The sequence below is a fragment of the Streptomyces sp. TOM-9 genome, from assembly GCF_056858595.1.
The window spans coordinates 1,246,516-1,266,159 of sequence record NZ_JBXEQB010000001.1 but is presented as its reverse complement, the minus strand read 5'-3'; the positions used below and the strand labels follow the sequence as shown (position 1 = coordinate 1,266,159).

The following is a 19,644-nucleotide window of genomic DNA, read 5'->3' as shown; positions in this document are numbered from 1 at the left end:
CGGCCGTTTCGGCACGCCGTGCGAAGGACGGACCGGTACCGGCAGGACCGCAGGCCGACCCGGCAGACGCCCCGACCACCGAGGACGCGGGTGATGCCGCCGTTGCCGGCGAGTACGAACCGCTCTAGCGCGGAGGCCCAGGGGCGGACCGTGATCGCCCGTGGCGCGAGGCGTCGCCCGAGCCAGTCCACCTGGTGGGGCGCGGAGTCCTCGCGCACCGGGAGCCCGATCGCCGACGCCCTGCAGGTCCCCACGCCGGACCTCCCCCGATATCCCCCGTCATTCATCTCACAGGAGACTCATAGATGAGGCGAAGCTCAAGGAAGCGTCTCGGCAGACGCCTGGGCGCGGTGACCGTCGGTCTGACCGTCTTCGGCATGGTCGTGTCGACCACGGCGACCCAGGCTGCCGAGCCGACCCGGAAGCCGCCGCTTCCCGGGGTCGTACAGACGAACAGCCCGACGATGATCGCCGACGACGACCTGGCGCGGATCGTCTCCGCGTCCGGCGGGTCCGTCCCGGTGACGCTGATCACCGGCGACAGGGTGCACGTCGGCGTCGACGACGACGGCAAGCCGGTCGTCCGCGACGTCGACAGCGCGGATCGGCCCGATGGACCCCCGGTCGTGTTCCACACGATCACCCGCCAGGGCAAGGTGTACGTCGTGCCGGACGACGCCCTCGCGCTGGTCGGCAAGGGACTGCTCGACTGGGGGCTCTTCGACCTGTCCCAGCTGGTGACGCTCGTCGCGGCGGGCAAGGGCGACGCGGTGCCGGTGCTCGTCACCTACACCGGAACGGCCGGCGCCGACAAGACCCGGAAGGTCGCCGGGGCGTCGGGCGGCAGGGCGCTCCCGAGCATCAACGGCCGCTCGATGAAGATCGCCGACGGCGGACGGTGGTGGCAGGGGGTACGGGGCAAGACGGACTCCACGTCCGCCGCCCGGTCCGCCGGTTCCCTGGCCGGGGTCAAGAAGGTCTGGCTCAACGGCATGTCGCATGTCGACCTCGAGCAGTCCGTACCGCAGATCGGCGCGCCCGTCGCCTGGGAGCGCGGCTACGACGGCACCGGCGTGACCGTGGCGGTACTGGACACCGGCATCGACGCCACCCACCCGGACGTGTCCGGAAGCATCGCCGGGCAGGTCGACTTCACCGGCAGTCCCACGGGCACCAAGGACGGGCACGGACACGGCACCCACGTGGCGTCCACGGTCCTCGGCAGCGGCGCCGCGTCCAAGGGGCTGCGCAAGGGCGTCGCCCCCGGCGCCAAGCTGCTGGTCGGCAAGGTCTGCGACGACAACGGGCAGTGCCCCGACGACGGCATCATCGCGGCCATGGACTGGGCCGCCCACTCGGGGGCCAAGGTCGTCAACATGAGCCTCGGCGGTGAACCCACCGACGGCACGGACCCGATGAGCCAGGCGCTCAACGAACTCAGCCGCGCCACCGGGACCCTGTTCGTGGTCGCGGCCGGGAACTCCGGCTTCGTCGCCCAGAAGGTCGTCGCCCCGGGCTCCGCCGACGACGCCCTGACCGTGGCGGCCGTCGACAAGAGCGGCGACATGGCCACCTTCTCCAACCGCGGACCGCGGATCGGGGACGGCGCCGCCAAGCCGGACATCGCGGCTCCGGGCGTCGGCATCGTCGCGGCACGCGCCGCCGGCACGGCCATGGGCACCGTGGTGGACGAGTACTACACATCGGCCGACGGGACCTCGATGGCCACCCCGCACGTGGCCGGCGCCGCGGCCATCGTCGCCCAGCAGCACCCCGAGCTGACCGGTCAGCAGATCAAGGCGCTGCTGATGGACACCGCAAGCGACCTGGGGCACGACATGTACGCCCAGGGCAGGGGCCTGGTGGACCTGGCGACCGCGACCAACCCGCAGATCGTCCCGAAGGGGAACCTGAACTTCGGCCGCCTGGCCTACCCGCAGTCGGCGGTGACGAAGAAGATCACGTACACCAACCGCGGGGACGAGGCGACCACGTTGCATCTGACGATGCCGGTCTCCTTCGCCGACGGCAAGCCGGCCGCGGCAGGCCTGTTCACCCTCAGCTCGGACACGGTGGTCGTCCCCGCAGGCGGGTCCGCCGAGGTGTCGGTGACGCTCGACGGCAGCGTGCTGGGCACCGCCGGGGCCCACGGCGGCTACAACGGAGTGCTGAGCGCCCGTGACGACTCCGGTGCGATACGGCTGAGCTCGGGCATCCACACCTTCGTCGAAGCCCAGAAGTTCCCGCTGACCCTGAACGTCGTGCCCCCGGCGGGTGCCACCGACGTCCGTTACGGCACCGCCACCTTCATGCCGGTCGACGACCAGGTCCACCTGCACGCGGGCCAGGTCTTCGAAGCCGGCGCGGACACCGTGACCGAGCAGCTCTTCCGCGGCACCTACGCGGTGCAGATGCCGGTCACCTGGCGGGACGCGACCGGCGAGTGGCAGCAGGCCCAGCCGATCGCACCGGAGGTGAGCCTCACCAAGGCGAGCACGGTCACGCTGGACCTGCGCAAGGCCAAGCCGCTGAGCGTGCAGTACCCGGAGTCCACCGAGACCTACAACGCGACCGACATCGTCAACCGGGTCTCCGCGACCGGGGCATGGACGACGGGCACGGCGCTCACGTACGACTACAAGGCCGTCGAGCCGAACTGGTGGGTGCTGCCCACCGGCAAGGTGAGCGAGGGTACCTTCACCCACGACTTCTACAACTCGCGGACGACTCCCGTCGTCACCCTGCGCGCCACCGGCGGCGGTGCCCCCTCCAGCCTGTCCGCCCGCTACGTGACCCCGGACGGCGGGCTGACCGAGACGCAGGCGTGGCTGCGCGACAACGGGGACCCGACCACCCGCGAAGCCGCGATCCAGGTTCCCCGCCTGCCGGTCAAGGGACACCTGCCGGTGGTCCACGCCGGCACCGGGACCGCCGCCGAACTCGCGGACGTCGACGCCCGGGGCAAGCTCGTACTGCTGACCCCGACCGACATCTGTCAGGGCACCTGCGACTACGCGAAGCTCCGGGACGAGCGGGTGGCGGCCGCCGCCGCAGCCGGCGCCGTCGGCGTGCTGGTCGCGGCACCGGGCCTCACTTCGCTGGGCCGTCCCTCGGAGTTGGACCAGTGCGTGGACGGGCCGCAGAGCTGCCCGGCGATCCGGCCGTACGCCGCACTGCCCATCGTGAGCGTGCCCTACGCCGAGGCCGAAGGCCTGATCAAGCGGATCAAGGCCGACCGGAAGCACGTCGAGATCAGCCTCGGCGGCAGCGTCGTGCCGAGGGCGTACGCCGCCAGGTACCACGACGAGGGACAGATCCGGCCGAACGCCTACGAGGTCGGAAAGGACGATCTGGACCGGGTCGACCTCTCCTTCCACGCGTCACGGCCCGGTGAGGTGCACCAGCTGAGCTGGAAGCAGTCCCTCCAGGCGACCCCCGTCACGTCGCAGGTGTCCCTGCCGCACCCGTCCACGCGGCAGACCATGACCACCTTCGTCAAGCGGGAGGACAACGCCATCAGCCGGTTCACCGCTTCATGGGCCGAGGTCGGAGCGGACTCCTTCCTGGCGCACAACCGCACCGAGATGAACGACATGGTCCTCACCGGCAGGGACGAGATCCACTGGAACGCGGGGCCCGCCGTACCGGGAGCCGTGCCGCAGGTGCGGACCAAGTCCGGCTTCTCGGTCGAGGCCGGACCGTGCTCGGGCTGCCGGCAGGGCGACACCTTCTACCCCACCGTCTACCTGACGGGCAGCGGCGGCGGCCGCCAGGCCCTGATCGGCATCGTCGGCGACGAGCTGCTCCAGCACGAGTTCCTCGAGATCCCCTCCTGCGGGACGGTTCCCTCGCCCACCATTCCGAACCTCGACTCCACCTGCGACTTCAAGCTGCTGAACGCGTCCGGTGACGAGGTCGAGCGTCACACGCAGCACCTCCCGGACGAGACCTCGGCGACCCTGTGATGGCACTCGACACCGCTAAGGAGACCGACACGATGAACACCCCTGTGCCATCGGCACGGCGTCGCAGAGGGGCGGCCCTCATGGTGCTCGCAGCCGCGGCGATGCTGGCGCTCTCCGGCTGCAAGGGCGGTGACCTCGTCTCCTACGACCTTCCGGCGAAGTCGGCCCGGTACACGTTCGAGGCGGAGACCAACGACGTCAAGACGGTGTGGCAGTACACCTCCGCCAAGGCGACCAAGGACGACGCACCGAAGCTCAGCCCGTGCATCGGCGAGGTGGTCGGCAGCAACCAGGCGGCCTGCCGCCCGGAGCCGCTGATCTTCCTGCGCTACGACTTCGACCTGGCCCTGGACAACACCGTCAAGGCCGGGGAGAACCACGAGGTCACCGTCGTCGGCTACTACCAGGAAAGCCTCACCGCCCTGCCCAAGGTGACGTCCCTGAAGGCGGAGACCACCTTCGACGGGGGCAAGACCTGGCACCCGGCGACCACCCGGGCCACCGGGAAGAACACCTTCACCATGACGATCAAGAACCCTCGGCGCGACCAGGCCGCCAAGGGCGTCGGACTGCGGATCAGCGCGACCGACAGCAAGGGCAACACCGTCAGGCAGACCATCCCCACCGCGTACACGCTGCGCTGACGGGCACGGCCAGGAACACCTGAACAGGGCGGGGCGGGACCGAGTCTCGCCCCGCCCTGTTCGGGCTGTGGACGTCTACGGCTGGGGCCACAGGGGTTTCTGCACCTGCAGATCAACGACCGCGACCCACTCCGCCGACGGGATGGCCCGCTCCACGACGAACCACTCGTCGGGGCGCTCGCCGAAGTGCGTCGCCGTCAGCACGTGGACGGTCTGGGCCGGCAGCCTGGTGCCCGCCCACGCGTGCCACCGTTGCGCCTCCGGGGCCGGCACTTCCACGGTGAACCGCACCGTGCAGTCCCGGAAGGGCCCGGGGAGCGAGGCAGGGCTGGGATCGGACGTGAGGTGCACGGTCCCCGCCAGCTCCTGCCCGTCCTCCTGAGCCGTCGGCCAGGTCGCTTTGATCTCTGCGTCTGCCAGGATCAGCGGCCACAGCTCCGGCCGCGTGAAGTGGAAAAGCAGCATGCCAGGACTTTACTGGGTGCTCCGCGCGTGTGTTCCCACCGGCGACCGGGCCGCCCGTCCCGGGCCATGCGACGAAGCGCCACATCAGGACCAGAGCCCCCTACGATTCCGGCCATGGCACGCTTCGAGGACCTTCGCCGCTCCCTGTGGGACACCGAGGGCCGGTACGGAATTCAGGAGCCCGAACCATGAGCGGCGCTCCTCACCGATCCAGGTGACCTGAGTCAGCCGAAGAGGGCAACGAGTCCATTCACCCAGATCGCGAGGAACACAAGGACCGCCACCAGGCAGCCGGCGCCCGCCAGCACACCGCCGACCGTCCACGGCTCGGAGGGCGCCTCGTGCTGCTCATCCAGGCTGTCCCGGTAGGAGGCGGGGTCGTCCCAGTTGACGGGGTGCCCCACTTCCTCGGTGCAGGCGGTCCGCACCGCGACCAGTTGCCCCTCCGCGAAGGCGGTGGCGGCCATCGCTTCGGGACCGTGCCAGGCGAGGGCCTTCATCCGCCGTCCGGGAGACCCGTACCGCGCTTCGAAGGCGGCGGTCTCGTCGGCGTCCCGGTCATCTTCAAGGTACATCCAGCGCCCAGCCTCGGCGGCGTCGCCGTAGAGCCGGTACACCTCGGCCAGACGGCGGCGGAGCGGCAGGTCGTGCGGGAAGGACGAGATGAGACCGCGCAGGCGCTGACGCGCGACGGGGACCCGGCCGGCGGCCAGGTCTGCATCGATGCGGGCAAGGGTCTCTCCCAGAGGCATGAACGCATGATCGGGTACCGCACTGACCTACGTCGACTTGGTTTGTGGCTCAGCACCCGCTCGCACTCAACGGCATCGGCCGAACCTCACCGGGACGGGACCGGCCGTCTTCCTGGCCGTCGGCGCGCTGCTCACCGTCCTCCTGACCGTCTACCTGGCGCGCGCCGGGGTGCGCCGCTACTGGGCCTGCGCCGCGCTCGCGCCAGTGGGCGCTGCCGTCTTCCACCTGGCGGAGCTCTTCGTCCTCGACGTCCTCCTCTGACGGGTCCGAGCGGTGTGGTGAAGTGGTCCCCTCGTAAGCGACGTCGGGAGTCGCAGCGCAGGGGAAGGCGGTCCGTCCATGTCCGTGCCGAGCCTGCTCGGGGTCTTCGCCCACCCGGACGACGAGTCGTTGTCGGCGGGCGGAGTGCTGGCCCGTCACGCGGCCGCGGGTGCCCGGACCGCGGTCGTCACGGCGACCTGGGCCGCGGACAGCTCGCGGGCTGCGGAACTGGGCGAGGCGGTGCGGATCCTCGGCGCCGGTGAGCCGCGGATGCTCGGCTACGCCGATGCGCGGGTGCCACGGTCGGCCCCGGGCCGCCCGAGGTTCTGCGACGCGCCGCTCGACGAGGTGGTGCACCGACTGGTGGCGCACATCAGGGAGTTCCGCCCCGACGTCATGGTCACCCATGACGCCTACGGCGGCCTTCCCGGTCACCCGGATCACGTGCACACCCATCGGGTGACCGTGCTCGCCGCACAAGCGGCCGCGCTCGAACAGCTCTACCCGGATGCCGGTGCCCCCTGGCAGCCGCGTTCCCTGTACCTGGCCACCCACCCGCGCTCGGCCGTGCCGGCGCTGCACGATCTGATCGGTGCGCGCAAGGCGGTGTACAGCGTCCCGGACGAACAGGTCACCGCGACCGTCGATGTCCGTCCCTGGATGAGGCAGAAGGTCGCGGCGGTGCTGGCGCACCGCTCCGAGGTCGAACGCGGAGCCCTGCCGGGGGTGATCGCAGGCCTTCCACCACATGCCCGGGAGCGACTGCTCGCCACCGAGTGGTACATCCGCCACGCCCCCTTCACAGCAACGGCGGCCCAGACGGAACTGACCACCTGACCAGGTCGTCCGGGACCCGGCTCGTCAAAGCTGTCCCAGGGGCCCGGTCTCCCACGCCCAGGCGGACGGGTCACCGCGGGGAAGGGCCGGCGGCCGCACCGGCACGGAAGGGGAGCCGGTGCGGCCGCGTATGGGGGGGGCGGTCAGCGGGACGAGGGGAGGCTCAGGTCGTCAGCCGGCCGTCAGCTCGGACGGGTCCGGCCAGCGGCTCGTGATGACCTTGCCGCGCGTGTAGAAGTGAACGGCTTCGCTGCCGTACATGCGGTGGTCGCCGAAGGCCGAGTCCTTCCAGCCGCCGAAGGAGTGGTAACCCACCGGGACCGGCATCGGGACGTTCACGCCGACCATGCCGGTCTCGACCTCCAGTTGGAACCGGCGGGCCGCGCCGCCGTCGCGGGTGAAGACCGAGCCGGCGTTGCCGAACGGGGAGCCGTTGATGATGCGCATGGCCTCGGCGTAGGTCTCCGCGCGGAGCACGCACAGGACGGGGCCGAAGATCTCGTTCCGGTAGACGTCCGAGTCGGTGCTGACGTTGTCGAGGAGCGAGATGCCCATCCAGTGGCCGTTCTCGCGGCCCTCGACGGTGAAGTCCCTGCCGTCGAGCACCACATCGGCGCCCTGGGCGGCCGCGCCCGCGACGTACGCCGCGACCTCGTCGCGGTGTGCCTTGGTGACGAGCGGGCCCATCTCGGACGTCGGGTCGTCGCCCGGGCCGATCTTGACCTGCGTGGCCCGCTCGGCGATCCGCGACACCAGCGCGTCGCCCGCCGAGCCGACCGCGACCACCACGGAGACCGCCATGCAGCGCTGGCCCGCGGAGCCGTAGGCGGCGTTCACGGCGGCGTCGGCGGCCGCGTCGAGGTCGGCGTCGGGCAGGACCAGCATGTGGTTCTTCGCGCCGCCGAGGGCCTGGACGCGCTTGCCGCTCGCGGATGCCCTGCGGTAGACGTGACGGGCGACGGGCGTGGAGCCCACGAACGACACGGCCGCGACGTCCGGGTGGTCGAGCAGCGCGTTCACCGCGACCTCGTCGCCGTGCACGATGTTGAGCACCCCGTCGGGCACGCCCGCCTCGGCCGCGAGCTCCGCGAGGAGCATGGACGCGGACGGGGCCTTGCTGCTGGGCTTGTGGACGAAGGTGTTCCCGCAGGCGATCGCCATGGGGAACATCCACATGCCGATCATCGCGGGGAAGTTGAACGGCGAGATGCCCGCGACCACGCCGAGCGGCTGCCGTATCGACGCCACGTCGACGTCGCTCGACACCTCGGTGGACGTGTCGCCCTTGAGCGCCGTGCCCAGCCCGCAGGCCAGCTCGACGATCTCCAGGCCCCGTGCCACCTCGCCCAGCGCGTCCGCGTGGACCTTGCCCTGCTCGGCGGTGATCAGCGCGGCCAGGTCGTCGCGGCGCGCGTCCAGCAGTTCGCGGTAGCGGAAGAGGATCGCGATCCGCTGCGCGAGCGGGGACGTGCGCCAGGTGGCGTAGGCCTCCTTCGCCGCCGTGACCGCGGCGCCGACCTCGTCGGCGCCGGCCATCGCGACCCGGGTGGTGACCGCTCCGGTCGCGGGGTCGGTCACGGGTCCCCAGGTGCCGGAGGCGCCTGCGGCGTCCCCGTAGGGCTTGCCACCGATCCAGTGGGTGACGGTCTTCATCGGCGGAACTCCTCCAAAGGTGACGGCGGCGGGCCGTGAGGTTCCTGTCGTCCACCTCACGGACCCTGACGGCAGCCGGAGGTCCGCGGTCCTGTCCGCGGACACACACGCCCCCAGCCCGGGAGCGCGCGACTGCTGATATCGAAGTTACGGTTCCGATCCGCCCGAACAGGCGCTTGGGAGCCCCGCGGCCCGAAGTGCCTGCCGCGTGTCCCGAACTGCCGTGGGCTGGATCACCCGGATGCCGGGAGCCACCGTGTTCGCGTCCGGCGCGATGAGTTCCGGCCGCGGCGGGAGTCTGTTCCGGTGACCGTCGCAGGACGCCGTACGACGGCCGTACGGCGCTGCCCGGCACCGGACACCACGGAGGACACCATGACGACCACCCCCGACGACCCGACCACCGCGCTGCCCGGCCTCCCGCCGGTCGTGGACCTGGCCACCTGGCAGGCCGCCCGTGACGAGCTCCTGGTCCGCGAGAAGGCGCACACCCGCGAGGGCGACGCCCTCGCCGCGGCGCGCCGCCGGTTGCCGATGGTGGAGTTCGACGGGTCGGTCGAGGTCGTCGGACCCGACGGCCCGGTCCCGTTCCTGAACCTGTTCCAGTGCCGCGACGAGCTCGTGGTCTACAAGCACATGTGGCACGACGGCGCGCCGCACCAGGGGCAGTGCGAGGGCTGCACCACCACGGCCTGGCACCTGAAGGACGCCGTCTACCTCAACGCGCGCGGCGTCTCGTTCGCCGTCGTGACCACGGGCAGGTGGGAAGAGGTGGCCCCGTACGTCGAGTTCATGGGCTACACCCAGCCCTGGTACTCGGTGCGCGGCGTGGACGGGCCGGCCGGCGGCAGGATGGGGTACCTCACCTGCTTCCTGCGCGACGGCGACCGGGTGTTCCTCTCCTACTCCACGACGGGGCGCGGCAATGAAGCGGTCAACGGGTCCATGAGCCTGCTCGACATGACGCTCTACGGTCGCGGCGAGGCGTGGGAGGACAACCCCGAGGGCCGGCCCAAGGGCGGCGACGCCTGCTGGACCTGGCGTTCGGACGCGGACGGGAAGGCCACCTGGGGCCCGACCAGCCGCCCCGTGCCGCAGTGGACCCGCCCGGGCGTGACCCCTGTGGAGACCCTCGGCCGGCACGGCCACCACCACTGACGCGCCGTCGTCGAGGGGCGTCGGCGGTGTGGCCCGACGGCCACGGAACGTGAGCTTGAGGGGAGGGCTGGATGATCGTTATCATCTACGGGCCGGCTGGGGGTCCGAGGTAGGGTGGACAACGTTGTCAGTCCTGGGTGGCGGCACCAGCCCCGGATCTGTGGCGGTTCCCCGAGCCCGGCGGCCTGTCCGAGCGGCATACCGCGGGGGTGCCCTGCTCGACAGGAGCACCTGCCGGGCCATCAGAGCGATGTGGAAGTCATGCGGTGAAGAGCCTCAAAGCGCTGGTCGGCAGTCGGGTGCAGGACACGTCGTGCGACGACCGGGTGCGCCTGCGTCTCGCCCCTGCGGACGGGGGCGAGACGTCAGGCGGCACCACGGAACTGGTCCTGGAAACGGGGTTCCGCCTGAGGGACGACGACGGCCATTACCACGACATGCACCCCGGAACGGGTTCTGCCCTCGCCCCGGTGCTCGACCTGTTCGGCCAGTCCGTCACGGACGTCGACGTGGTCGCCGACGGTTCGTTCCTCATCGCCTTCGACGCCGGTGCGCTCCTGTGGATCGTCGCGGACGCGCAGTTCGACGTGCGGCACGTGCCCGGCGCGTGAAGCGGATCCCCTCGGCGAGCCTGCCCCGGCGCGGGTCGTCGGGCTAGGGGGCCGGCGGGGCGGTGTGGAAGGGGCGGAGTTCGAGCCATTCGTGGATGGGCTTGCCGCCGGCGCCGGGGGCGGCGGAGAGCTCTCCGGCGAGTTCGACGGCGCGGTCGTAGGTGTCGACGTCGATGATCATCCAGCCGGCGATGAGGTCCTTGGTCTCGGCGAAGGGGCCGTCGGTGACGGGCGGGCGGCCTTCGCCGTCGTAGCGGACCCAGGTGCCCTCGGGTGCGAGGGCCTGGCCGTCGACGAACTCGCCGGTCTCCTCCAGGCGGGCGGCGAAGTCGTGCATGTACTGGACGTGGTCGGAGATCTCCTGGGGCGTCCATTGGTCCATGCACACGTCGTTCACGGCGGCCGGTGCGCCGCGGTAGTGCTTGAGGAGCAGGTACTTGGCCATCGTGGTTCTCCCTGGTGCCGGTGCGGCCCATTGTGGCCGCCTTCACCCCGGGGACGGAGCCGGCCACGGGTTCTCGACATCACCGCCCGATGTCTTTTGGGCCGCGGAGACAGCGGAACGGGCCGCCGACCGCCGCGTTGCCCGTAGCGGCTGGAAACGAGGTCACCCAGGATGAAAGTGACCGGTCGTCTCGATCGGTCGACCCGTCCCCCTGCCGGACCAGAAGCTACCACGGCTAAATGCGTAAATTAAAGCCAGGTGGCCATGGGCGGTGGGCGTGCCGACCGGTCAGCGCTGGGCGACCGCCTGACCCAGGTCGATCCATTCGCCGTTGCCCGCGGAGCGCAGCCGCCCGGCGAGCCCGGCGTCATCGAAGGCGTGCTCGATGTCGGCGCGGGTCTCGCTGAAGTGCGCCCATCCGTCGCAGTGGGCGGCGACGACGATCGGGGACCCCAGTACGGAGGCGGCGGCGCCGGCCCGCTGTGCGGTCAGCGTCAGAGGCCGGCCGCGCATCTTCGACGGGACGCGCGCCGCGCCCACGAACAGGACGGCCACGTCGACGGGCGGCATGCGGCGGCCGATTTCGGCCACCACCGCGAGCGAGGCGTTGTCGCCGCTGACGTAGACGGTGGGCAGCTCGTCACCCGTCAGGACGAAGCCGGTGACCTCGCAGTTCACATGACCCTGCTCGTCGCGTTCGCCGTCGTCGGGACCGTGCTGGGCGGGGACGGCGTGCACGGTGACGGTGCCTCCGGCCGGGCGGGGGAGCTCCACGCGGTCCCAGGCCGACAGCCCCTGGGCCGGGGCGCCCAGACGCCGCGCGGCGGCGGGCCCGGTCAGCACCAGCGGCGAAGCCAGGGCGAAGGCACGGCCGCGGGTGTCCAGGTTGTCGGGGTGGAGGTCGTGGCTGACGAGGACCGCGTCCACCGGCCCCAGGGCGTCCTCGCCGACGGCGGGCCCCGCCGTCTTGGTGAGGTACCCGTGGTCGCCCGGGTCGTCGAAGGTGGGGTCCGACACCAGGCGCAGCCCGCCGATGTCGATCACCGTGGTGGGCCCCCCGAGGACGCTCACCGCGGCAGGGCGGCGGGCGGGGCTGACCTGATCGTTCATGGCGGCACCTCTCCTGTCGTGCTGGTCACCGGAGCCCGTCACCGGGCCCTGTGTGATCACATCACACCACCGGGGGGCGGCCCAGGGCGGTCATCCGCGCGACGGTGCGCCACCGCATGGGCCTCCGGGCCCCGCACGGCGTGCGAACACCCTCCATGAAGCCGCCCCACCAGGCCCGAAGTCCCTCCGGTGACGGCCGCTTGAGCACCGTGAGCACCGCCCACACCCCCAGGTACGCCGGCACCAGGGCGGTCGGGAGACGCCGTCTGGCCAGCCACACCCGGTTCCGGGCCACCATCCGGTAGAACACCGCATGCCGTGTCGGCGACGTCCATGGGTGCTGCAGCACCAGCTCCGGCGCGTAGCGGATCCGCCAGCCCGCATCCAGCGCCCGCCACGCCAGATCGGTCTCCTCGTGGGCGTAGAAGAACGCGTCCGGCCAGCCGCCGACCTCCTCCAGCATCCGCATCGACAACGCGTGCCCTCCGCCGAGGAACGTCGTCACCAGACCACCGCGCATGGGGTCCGACGCCCGTAGCCGCGGCACGTGCCGCCGCTGCGTGCGGCCGAGTTCGTCCGCGATCCGGAACGACACGATGCCCAGCCGCGCGTCCCGGCGGTACAGCTCCGCCAAACGGCGGAAGACGTCCGTCTCGATCAGCAGCCCGTCGTCGTCCAGGTCGACCACCACGTCGACATCCCCGAACTGCCGCAGCCGTTGCAGGGCCACGTTGCGACCACCCGCCACCCCCAGGTTCTCCGGGAGGACCACCCCGGTCACCCCGTCCGGCAGCGCCGGCAGCGGGGACCCGTTGCCCACCACGACGACCCGCGCCGGCGGCAGATCCTGCGTGGCGACCGAGGCCAGCAACGCATCGAGTTCGGCGGGCCGGTTGCCCATGGTGAGGACGGCAACCCCGATGCGCAGGTGGCCCACGGGTGAACTCCGTTCGTCCGGGAGTGGTCCTCGCGATGCTAACCGCCCCGCGCTCCGCACACCCCTCGTGCGGTACCGCCCAACCCCGGCGCCACAGGGCGTCGCCGAAAATCCCGGCACCCGGCGTTCGGCGCGGCGTACGCTCCGGCGTTGTGGGTCCGCAGACGTGCAGCCATCGGGCCACTGGTGATCGATCACGGCGCCGATCGGGGCACGCTGGTGGAGCCGAACGTGTGGGTGCGGCACCGCTGAGCCGCCGGCCTGCCGCGTCGTACGGTCGGGGCACCCGACGCCCCCCCACGGCATCACTGGGCCGGATGCTCGTAGCCTGCGGTCATGGTGGACGAAGACGAGGCGTGTCCCGCGGTCCGCGTGGGCGGGGAGGGCTCCCGGGGGGTCGAGCTGCGCTTCCACGGGTTGACGCGTTCGTTCCCGTCGGAGCGGGACGATCCGATGCGCGACTTCCTCGTGACGGCGCAGGGCGAATGGGTCCGGGTCGAGGTCATGGTGAGGACGTGGGGCGGCGACGGGCTGCACGACTTCCTGGCGGAGCCGGCGGATGGGTTCCGTGGGTGGGCCGGTGCCCGGACGTGGCGATCGCTGGAGCGGGACCTGACGCTGTCGGCCGAGCACACGGGATCGCGGGTCCGGTTGACATGGGGGCTGCACGACCGATTGCCCGACGACGAGTGGCATTTCGAGGCGACGACCGATCACGCCCCTGGAGAGGACATGCGCAACCTCGCCGTGGAACTGCGTGCCTTCCTGGAGGCCGAGCCTCCGGCGTGAGTCGCACGAGTTGATGGGGGATCAAGCTACTTGAACGTATTTGTGCCGTGCTGTTCAATTATTTGACCGAGCAAGCATTGCGGGTGGGGACCCCCTTGCTCGGAACATGGGGATGCGGCCTCGCGGTGATGAGCCACCGCGAGGCCGTCCGTGACGGCTACTTGCCCGGCGTTCCGGGGTTGCGCAGTGCCGAGAACGCGGCGCGGAGTTCCCTGGTGAAGATGTCCGGGACCTCCCAGGCCGCGAAGTGGCCGCCCCGCGGAGCCTTGTTGTAGTAGATGAGGTCGTGGTAGGCGTCTTCCGCCCAGCTGAGCGGTGCCTGGTAGATCTCGCCGGGGAACACGGTGATGGCGGCGGGGATCGAGATCGACACCGCGTTGAAGTTGTTGGCGTTGTTCTCCCAGTAGAGGCGGGACGAGGAGACCGCGGTGTTGGTGAGCCAGTAGAGGCTGATGTCGTTGAGGATCTCGTCCTTGGTGAGCACCCGCTGCGGGTCGCCGTCGCTGTCGGTCCAGGCGGCGATCTTGTCGTACATCCAGGCGGCCAGCCCGGCGGGGGAGTCCGTCAGCCCGTACCCCTCGGTCTGCGGGCGGGTGACCATCATCGCGGAGTAGCCCGAGCCGGTCTTGTAGAAGGCGTTGAGCTTGTCGTAGGCGGCCTTCTCGTCGGCGGACAGGCCGGACGGGGTCGGGTCGCCGCAGGCGAGCTTCTTCGCGATGTCCGGCGGCACGGTCGCCGGCATGTTGACGTGGATGCCGATCAGCCCGGGAGGCTTCTGCGCCGCCATCTTGTCCGACACCACCGCGCCCCAGTCGCCGCCCTGGGAGACGTAGCGCGTGTATCCCAGACGCTGCATCAGCACGGCCCAGGCGCGGGCGATGCGGCTGGGGTTCCAGCCGGTGGTGGTGGGCCGCTCGGAGAAGCCGTACCCGGGCATCGAGGGGATGACGACGTCGAACGCGTCCTGCGCGCGGCCGCCGTGGGCGGTGGGGTTGGTCAGGGGGTCGATGACCTTGAGGAACTCCAGGACCGAGCCCGGCCAGCCGTGGGTCAGGATCATCGGGAGCGCGTCCTGGTGGCGGGACCGGACGTGGATGAAGTGGATGTCGAGCCCGTCGATCCTGGTCTTGAACTGCGGCAGGGAATTGAGCTTCGCCTCGATCTTCCGCCAGTCGTAGTCGCTTCCCCAGTAGCGCGTGAGATCGCGCATCGTCGCCAGCTGGACGCCCTGCGACTGGTCGGGGACGGTCTCGCGGTCGGGCCACCGCGTCCCGTTGACGCGTCGGCGGAGCTCGGCGAGATCCGCCTCCGGGATGTCGACGTGGAAGGGCCGGATGCCGGTGCCCTCCGCCGCCCGCTCCCGCACCGCGTCCGGCGTCCGCGAGGCCATGCCGACGGCCCCCGTGGTCGCCGCGGTCATCGCGCCGGCGGAGGTGAGCAGGAGCTTTCGCCGGGAAAGCAGACGGGCAATGTCGGGCATGGCAGATCTCCGGTCGTCCGTTTCCCGGGAGGGAAGCGTCGTGGGCGTGCACGTACCTCGTCGGAGTCGGCGGGAGATGCCGCACGGAATGCGCGATCGCCAGGTGCGGGGCGGGAGAACCAGGCCGATATCCGATATGAGGGTATTGCGATGGAATGAGACGCTATGTGGCGCTCTGTTGCTCCGCAACTCAGGGTCGGGCCCGGCCCTGGGGCGGCATGGAGGCCGGCAGGTCCGCGTCGCGATCGCGTGTCATCGTTGTTCCGGAGCGCACCGCAACAGGCAGGGGACGACAGTGGCGACGTTGGACGAATTCGCGGAGCTGGCCCGCACCGAGCAGGGCCTCGGTGTGGTGTCGACGCTGCGTGCCGACCGGAGCATCCAGTCCTCCGTGGTCAACCTCGGGGTCATGCGGCGTCCGGTGTCCGGCCCGGACGTGGTGGCGTTCGTGACCTACGGCAAGGTCAAGCTCGCCAACCTCAGGCGGCGTCCCCGGCTCGCCGCGAGCGTGCGCTCCGGATGGCACTGGCTGACGGTGGAAGGCGAGGCCGAGATCATCGGTCCCGACGACCCGCATCCGGCGGTCGACGCGGAGGGCAGGCGCCTGCTGCTGCGGGAGATCTTCACCGCGGCGGGCGGCACCCACGACGACTGGGACGCGTACGACGAGGTCATGGCCGCCGAACGCCGGGCGGCCGTGCTGGTGCGACCCGAACGGATCTACGGCGTCTGAACGCCGGCCGCCGGGAGCGCGGCGACACCGAGGGTCGGCTGAGGAGACCTGATGGGACGACTCGAGGGGAAGACGGCCGTGGTGACCGGCGGCTCGACGGGGATCGGCCTTGCCGGCGCCCGTCGCTTCGCCGAGGAGGGGGCCCACGTCTACGTCATGGGCCGGCGGCAGAAGGAGCTCGACGCCGCCGTGGCGCTCATCGGGCCCGCGGCGACCGGCGTCCGTGGCGACGTCGCCGTCCCCGCCGACCTGGACCGGCTCTGCGAGCGCATCGCCGCGGACGGCCGCCGGGTCGACGTGCTGCACGCGAACGCCGGGGTGGGGGAGCGGGCTCCGCTCGCGGAGGTCACGGAGGAGCACCTCGACCTCCTCCTCGGCGTGAACGTGAAGGGCACGGTCTTCACCGTGCAGAAGGTCCTGCCGCTGCTGAACGATGGCGCGTCCGTCATCCTCACGGCCTCGATCTGGACGGTCGAGGGACCCGAGGGCTTCGGCGTCTACTCGGCGACGAAGGCGGCGATCCGGTCCTTCGCGCGCACCTGGGCCAACGAGCTCAAGGACCGGGCCATCCGCGTCAACGCCATCAGCCCGGGCACGATCGACACGCCTCAGCTCGACCAGGCGCTCGGGGCGGGCACGGAGGAGGGGCGACGCATGAAGGAGCTCCTGGTCTCGCGGATCCCGCTCGGCCGCATCGGCGTCCCGGACGACGTCGCCGACGTGGTCCTCTTCCTCGCGTCCGACCAGAGCCGCTTCGTCACGGGCACGGAACTGTTCGTCGACGGCGGCACCGTCCAGGTCTGACCAGGGCCGGGGGAGCGCGGCCCTGCCTACGAGCGGTCCGCGTCGGGGCAGGCGTCGGCCGACTGCGTCATCGTCCATCCGTCCCCGCGCACATCGACGCCCTTGTACAACAGGGAGTCCCGCACGGCGACGGAAGGAGACGCGGCGGCGCCGCCTCCGCCCGAGACCGAGGGCAGCGTGGCGGAGGACCCACCCACGTGGGACACCGTGCACGCCAGCTGCAGCATGGCCGGGTGGCTGAGGGGAGGGATGCCCTCGGGGAGCCGGACGGAGACGAGGCCGGTCTTGCCGACCGTCACCTCCGGTGCGACCGCGAGGTGCGGCAGCTCCGTGGTGACCTTGTCGGCCTCGCCTCCGGCCGGTCCGTCGAACAACAAGCGCACGGCGGCCGCAACGTCCGAAGGATCGGCGAGCTTGCGGCCGACGGGCGTCGGATCGCCGTTGAGCAGGAAATACAGGGACACGGGGGCCGCCACCGCGGGATCGGGGGCGTAGAACATGCCGCTCGCCGGCGCGCCGGCCTCGATGACGTCGGACGGCGGGACTCCGCAGCCCGCCAGCGTGAGCCCGGCGGCGAGCCCGGCTGTCAGCGCCGCGACGCGCGCGCCCTTCACCAGGCACCTTCGATCACGTCGTCGGTGTCGTCGCCGTCGGCCGCCGAGTCGCGGTCCAGGGGGAGTTCGACGGTGAACGCCGCGCCGCCCCAGGGCAGGTTGGCCACGGTGATGCGCCCTCCGTGCAGGTGCACGTTCTCCGCCGTGATGGCGAGGCCCAGACCGCTGCTCTCGCTCCTGGTCCGTGTGCTGTTCGCCTTGTAGAAGCGTTCGAAGATGTGCGGCATGGCGTCCTCGGCGATGCCCTTCCCGTTGTCGGTCACCTCGATGACGGCCCACGCCACGTCCGCCCGCTCCTCCCGCGCGCTCATGGTCAGCCGTACCGGCGGCGCCCCGTGCCGCAGCGCGTTGCCGACCAGGTTGGCCAGCACCACGTCGAGCCGGCGCGGATCCACGCGGGTCCGGAGCACACCGGGCGGGGGCAGGTGGGTCTCGACCTGGCCCTGCCAGCCCCGGGCCGCGAGGGTGTGCTGCACGAAGTCGGCCAGATCGATCTCGTCCACGTTGAGTTCGGCCGCGCCCGCGTCGAAGCGGGAGATCTCCATCAGGTCGTTCACCAGCCCGCTCAGCCGGCTGGTCCCCTCGCTGATCAGCCGCAGCGCCTCGCCGGTCTCCAGGTCCAGCCGCAGGGCGTTCTCGTCGAGCACGTCGGTGACCGCCGTCATCGCCGCCAGCGGCGTCCGCAGTTCGTGGGAGACGTCCGCGACGAAGCGGCGCGCCTGGGCCTCCAGACGGCGCAACTCCGCGACCGAACGCTCCAGTTCGGCCGCCGTGTGGTTGAAGGACTCCGAGAGGTCGGCCAGTTCGTCGGAACCGTTGACGGCCAGGCGGACGTCGAGGTGGCCTTCGGCCATCCGGCGCGTCGCCCCGCGCAGCGCCCGTACGGGACGGAGGACACCTCGTGCGGCCAGCAGCGCCAGGACGACGGCGAGGCCCAGCGCGACCAGGGAGGCGTGCTCGATGGCGCTGACCATCGCCCTGACGTAGGCCTCCTCGGTGTCCTGCGGCACCACCAGGTACATCACGAGCCCCGACAGTTGGGGCTCCTTCTCCTCGCCGCCGGTGTACGTGACCGGCAGCCCGACGACGAGCCAGGGACGCCCGTCGGTGGTCACCCGCTGGAACACCGCGGCGCGTTTGGTCGCCACGCTCCGGCGCAGTTCCGGGCTGAGCATGTCGAACTCCGCGCCCACCACCCAGGCGCGGAGGTCGCCGTACGTGGCCATGACCCGCCAACCCTGGGACTGGTTGGCGCGGGTCACCTGGTTCACCGCCGTCTGCAGGTCCGACTGGTCCGGGTTCGTGGGGGTGTATTCGGCCACGGCGTCGACGCTGGCCCGGAACTGCTGGATGACGGCGTCCTGGCTCTGCTGCAGCACGCCGTTGCGCGCCTCCCGGAAGGTGACGGCTCCGGTGCTCAGCGCTCCGGCCATGGTCACCAGGACGAAGGCCACGACGAGCCGGGAGCGCAGGCCCCGCAGCGGGAGCGGGAGCTTCGCCAGTGCCGCGCGGTGGAAGCGCGTCCACCGGGGGCCCTGGCCGGTCGCCGCGGCTTCGCGCTGCCGCACGGCCTTGCGCGGCCGTACGGATCCCCGGCGGCTCACGCGGTACCGAAGCGGTAACCGAAGCCGCGTACGGTCTGGATGTACCGGGGAGCGCCGCCGAGCTCGCCGAGCTTGCCGCGCAGTCGTTTCACGCAGGCGTCCACGAGGCGTATGTCGCCGTAGTAGCTGTGCTCCCAGACCGCTTCCAGCAGTTGCTGGCGGCTGAAGACCTGCCCGGGCGAGGCCGACAGGGTCAGCAGCAGCCGGAGCTCCGAGGGGGCGAGCGCGACGGGTTCACCTCGGTGCGTCACCACGAGTCCGGCCCGGTCGATGGCCAGCTCGCCGTGGGACTCCGCCCTGGGGCGGACGGCGTCGGAGACCGACGCGTCCTGCCGGCGCAGCACGGCCCGTATGCGCGCGTCGAGCACCCGGGCCTGCACGGGCTTGACGACGTAGTCGTCCGCGCCCGCCTCGAGCCCCACGACCACGTCGATGTCGTCGCCCTTGGCGGTGACCATGATGATCGGCACCTGGTCGCGGTCGCGTATTCGGCGGCACACGTCGAGACCGGACATCCCGGGCAGCATGAGGTCGAGCACGACGACGTCCGGGTGGAAGGGACGGAGCTGTTCCAATCCCTCTTCACCCGTTCCGGCGGCGAAGACCTCGTGTCCCTGGTGGCGCAGCCCCAGCTGGACGGCCTTCCGGACATCCGGGTCGTCTTCGACAATAAGGACTCGTGGCACGCCGACAGTGTAAGCAGATCGCGATCGGTGACCGGGCCGGGGAAGGGGCCCTCCCGGGAGCTGTTACACAAGGGTCATACGTGGGGTGTGAGGCT

General features: G+C 71.3%; 19 protein-coding genes. 9 read left to right on the top strand and 10 right to left on the bottom strand.

What is annotated here, in order from left to right; genetic code table 11:
- Nucleotides 1-305 precede the first annotated feature (305 nt).
- Nucleotides 306-3,965, top strand: coding sequence for a S8 family peptidase (locus tag AC1VWI_RS05965; RefSeq protein ID WP_499509871.1), 3,660 nt, complete (start codon nucleotides 306-308; stop codon nucleotides 3,963-3,965).
- 80 nt (nucleotides 3,966-4,045) lie between these two features.
- Nucleotides 4,046-4,609 (top strand): hypothetical protein, encoded by a 564-nt coding sequence (locus AC1VWI_RS05960; protein WP_499509870.1) that lies wholly within the window; start codon nucleotides 4,046-4,048, stop codon nucleotides 4,607-4,609.
- A gap of 75 nt (nucleotides 4,610-4,684) precedes the next feature.
- On the opposite strand, the gene AC1VWI_RS05955 is transcribed toward AC1VWI_RS05960, so the two are convergent.
- Both AC1VWI_RS05955 and AC1VWI_RS05950 read right to left on the bottom strand, forming a co-directional pair.
- Nucleotides 4,685-5,074 (bottom strand): hypothetical protein, encoded by a 390-nt coding sequence (locus tag AC1VWI_RS05955; protein WP_499509869.1) that lies wholly within the window; start codon nucleotides 5,072-5,074, stop codon nucleotides 4,685-4,687.
- Between the two features lie 224 nt (nucleotides 5,075-5,298).
- Complete coding sequence (locus AC1VWI_RS05950; RefSeq protein ID WP_499509868.1) at nucleotides 5,299-5,826, bottom strand: DUF6584 family protein; 528 nt, start codon at nucleotides 5,824-5,826, stop codon at nucleotides 5,299-5,301.
- Between the two features lie 37 nt (nucleotides 5,827-5,863).
- Between AC1VWI_RS05950 and AC1VWI_RS05945 the strand changes: the two genes are divergently transcribed.
- Together AC1VWI_RS05945 and AC1VWI_RS05940 are read left to right on the top strand one after the other, a co-directional pair.
- Nucleotides 5,864-6,088 carry a hypothetical protein gene (locus AC1VWI_RS05945; protein ID WP_499509867.1) on the top strand — a complete coding sequence of 75 codons (225 nt, stop codon included), beginning with the start codon at nucleotides 5,864-5,866 and terminating at the stop codon, nucleotides 6,086-6,088.
- A gap of 78 nt (nucleotides 6,089-6,166) precedes the next feature.
- Nucleotides 6,167-6,925: a PIG-L family deacetylase gene (locus tag AC1VWI_RS05940; RefSeq protein WP_499509866.1), complete on the top strand. Its 759-nt coding sequence runs from the start codon at nucleotides 6,167-6,169 to the stop codon at nucleotides 6,923-6,925.
- A gap of 171 nt (nucleotides 6,926-7,096) precedes the next feature.
- Here AC1VWI_RS05940 and AC1VWI_RS05935 read toward each other — a convergent pair whose 3' ends face one another.
- Entirely contained in the window at nucleotides 7,097-8,578 is a 1,482-nt protein-coding gene (locus tag AC1VWI_RS05935; RefSeq protein WP_499509865.1) for a CoA-acylating methylmalonate-semialdehyde dehydrogenase, read from the bottom strand.
- Between the two features lie 375 nt (nucleotides 8,579-8,953).
- On the opposite strand from AC1VWI_RS05935, the gene AC1VWI_RS05930 reads away from it, so the two are divergent.
- Entirely contained in the window at nucleotides 8,954-9,736 is a 783-nt protein-coding gene (locus AC1VWI_RS05930) for a DUF899 family protein (protein WP_499516730.1), read from the top strand.
- Nucleotides 9,737-10,002: 266 nt separating this feature from the next.
- The gene (locus AC1VWI_RS05925; RefSeq protein WP_499509864.1) at nucleotides 10,003-10,347 is read left to right on the top strand and encodes a DUF6188 family protein; all 345 of its coding nucleotides are present in this window, start codon (nucleotides 10,003-10,005) and stop codon (nucleotides 10,345-10,347) included.
- Between the two features lie 43 nt (nucleotides 10,348-10,390).
- On the opposite strand, the gene AC1VWI_RS05920 is transcribed toward AC1VWI_RS05925, so the two are convergent.
- The 3 genes from AC1VWI_RS05920 to AC1VWI_RS05910 all read right to left on the bottom strand — a co-directional run bounded on the left by AC1VWI_RS05920 (nucleotide 10,391) and on the right by AC1VWI_RS05910 (nucleotide 12,839).
- Complete coding sequence (locus AC1VWI_RS05920) at nucleotides 10,391-10,792, bottom strand: YciI family protein (protein ID WP_499509863.1); 402 nt, start codon at nucleotides 10,790-10,792, stop codon at nucleotides 10,391-10,393.
- Between the two features lie 288 nt (nucleotides 10,793-11,080).
- Entirely contained in the window at nucleotides 11,081-11,902 is an 822-nt protein-coding gene (locus AC1VWI_RS05915; protein ID WP_499509862.1) for an MBL fold metallo-hydrolase, read from the bottom strand.
- 61 nt (nucleotides 11,903-11,963) lie between these two features.
- A complete protein-coding gene (locus AC1VWI_RS05910) occupies nucleotides 11,964-12,839 on the bottom strand; it encodes a glycosyltransferase family 2 protein (RefSeq protein WP_499509861.1) in 876 nt (291 codons plus the stop codon).
- 336 nt (nucleotides 12,840-13,175) lie between these two features.
- On the opposite strand from AC1VWI_RS05910, the gene AC1VWI_RS05905 reads away from it, so the two are divergent.
- Nucleotides 13,176-13,628: a DUF6228 family protein gene (locus tag AC1VWI_RS05905; RefSeq protein ID WP_499509860.1), complete on the top strand. Its 453-nt coding sequence runs from the start codon at nucleotides 13,176-13,178 to the stop codon at nucleotides 13,626-13,628.
- A 157-nt stretch (nucleotides 13,629-13,785) separates the two neighbouring features.
- Here the strand turns inward: AC1VWI_RS05905 and AC1VWI_RS05900 are convergent, their stop codons facing one another.
- A complete protein-coding gene (locus AC1VWI_RS05900; RefSeq protein ID WP_499509859.1) occupies nucleotides 13,786-15,108 on the bottom strand; it encodes an epoxide hydrolase family protein in 1,323 nt (440 codons plus the stop codon).
- Between the two features lie 304 nt (nucleotides 15,109-15,412).
- Here AC1VWI_RS05900 and AC1VWI_RS05895 point away from each other — a divergent pair, with 304 nt between their 5' ends.
- Nucleotides 15,413-15,841 carry a TIGR03618 family F420-dependent PPOX class oxidoreductase gene (locus AC1VWI_RS05895; RefSeq protein ID WP_499509858.1) on the top strand — a complete coding sequence of 143 codons (429 nt, stop codon included), beginning with the start codon at nucleotides 15,413-15,415 and terminating at the stop codon, nucleotides 15,839-15,841.
- 51 nt (nucleotides 15,842-15,892) lie between these two features.
- Nucleotides 15,893-16,645 carry an SDR family NAD(P)-dependent oxidoreductase gene (locus AC1VWI_RS05890; RefSeq protein ID WP_499509857.1) on the top strand — a complete coding sequence of 251 codons (753 nt, stop codon included), beginning with the start codon at nucleotides 15,893-15,895 and terminating at the stop codon, nucleotides 16,643-16,645.
- Nucleotides 16,646-16,671: 26 nt separating this feature from the next.
- On the opposite strand, the gene AC1VWI_RS05885 is transcribed toward AC1VWI_RS05890, so the two are convergent.
- The 3 genes from AC1VWI_RS05885 to AC1VWI_RS05875 are packed head-to-tail and all read right to left on the bottom strand — an operon-like array spanning nucleotide 16,672 to nucleotide 19,549.
- Nucleotides 16,672-17,259: a hypothetical protein gene (locus AC1VWI_RS05885; protein WP_499509856.1), complete on the bottom strand. Its 588-nt coding sequence runs from the start codon at nucleotides 17,257-17,259 to the stop codon at nucleotides 16,672-16,674.
- Complete coding sequence (locus AC1VWI_RS05880) at nucleotides 17,256-18,863, bottom strand: sensor histidine kinase (protein ID WP_499509855.1); 1,608 nt, start codon at nucleotides 18,861-18,863, stop codon at nucleotides 17,256-17,258. Before AC1VWI_RS05880 ends, AC1VWI_RS05885 begins: the two co-directional genes overlap by 4 nt.
- Entirely contained in the window at nucleotides 18,860-19,549 is a 690-nt protein-coding gene (locus AC1VWI_RS05875) for a response regulator (protein ID WP_499509854.1), read from the bottom strand. Before AC1VWI_RS05875 ends, AC1VWI_RS05880 begins: the two co-directional genes overlap by 4 nt.
- Between the last annotated feature and the right edge of the window lie 95 nt (nucleotides 19,550-19,644).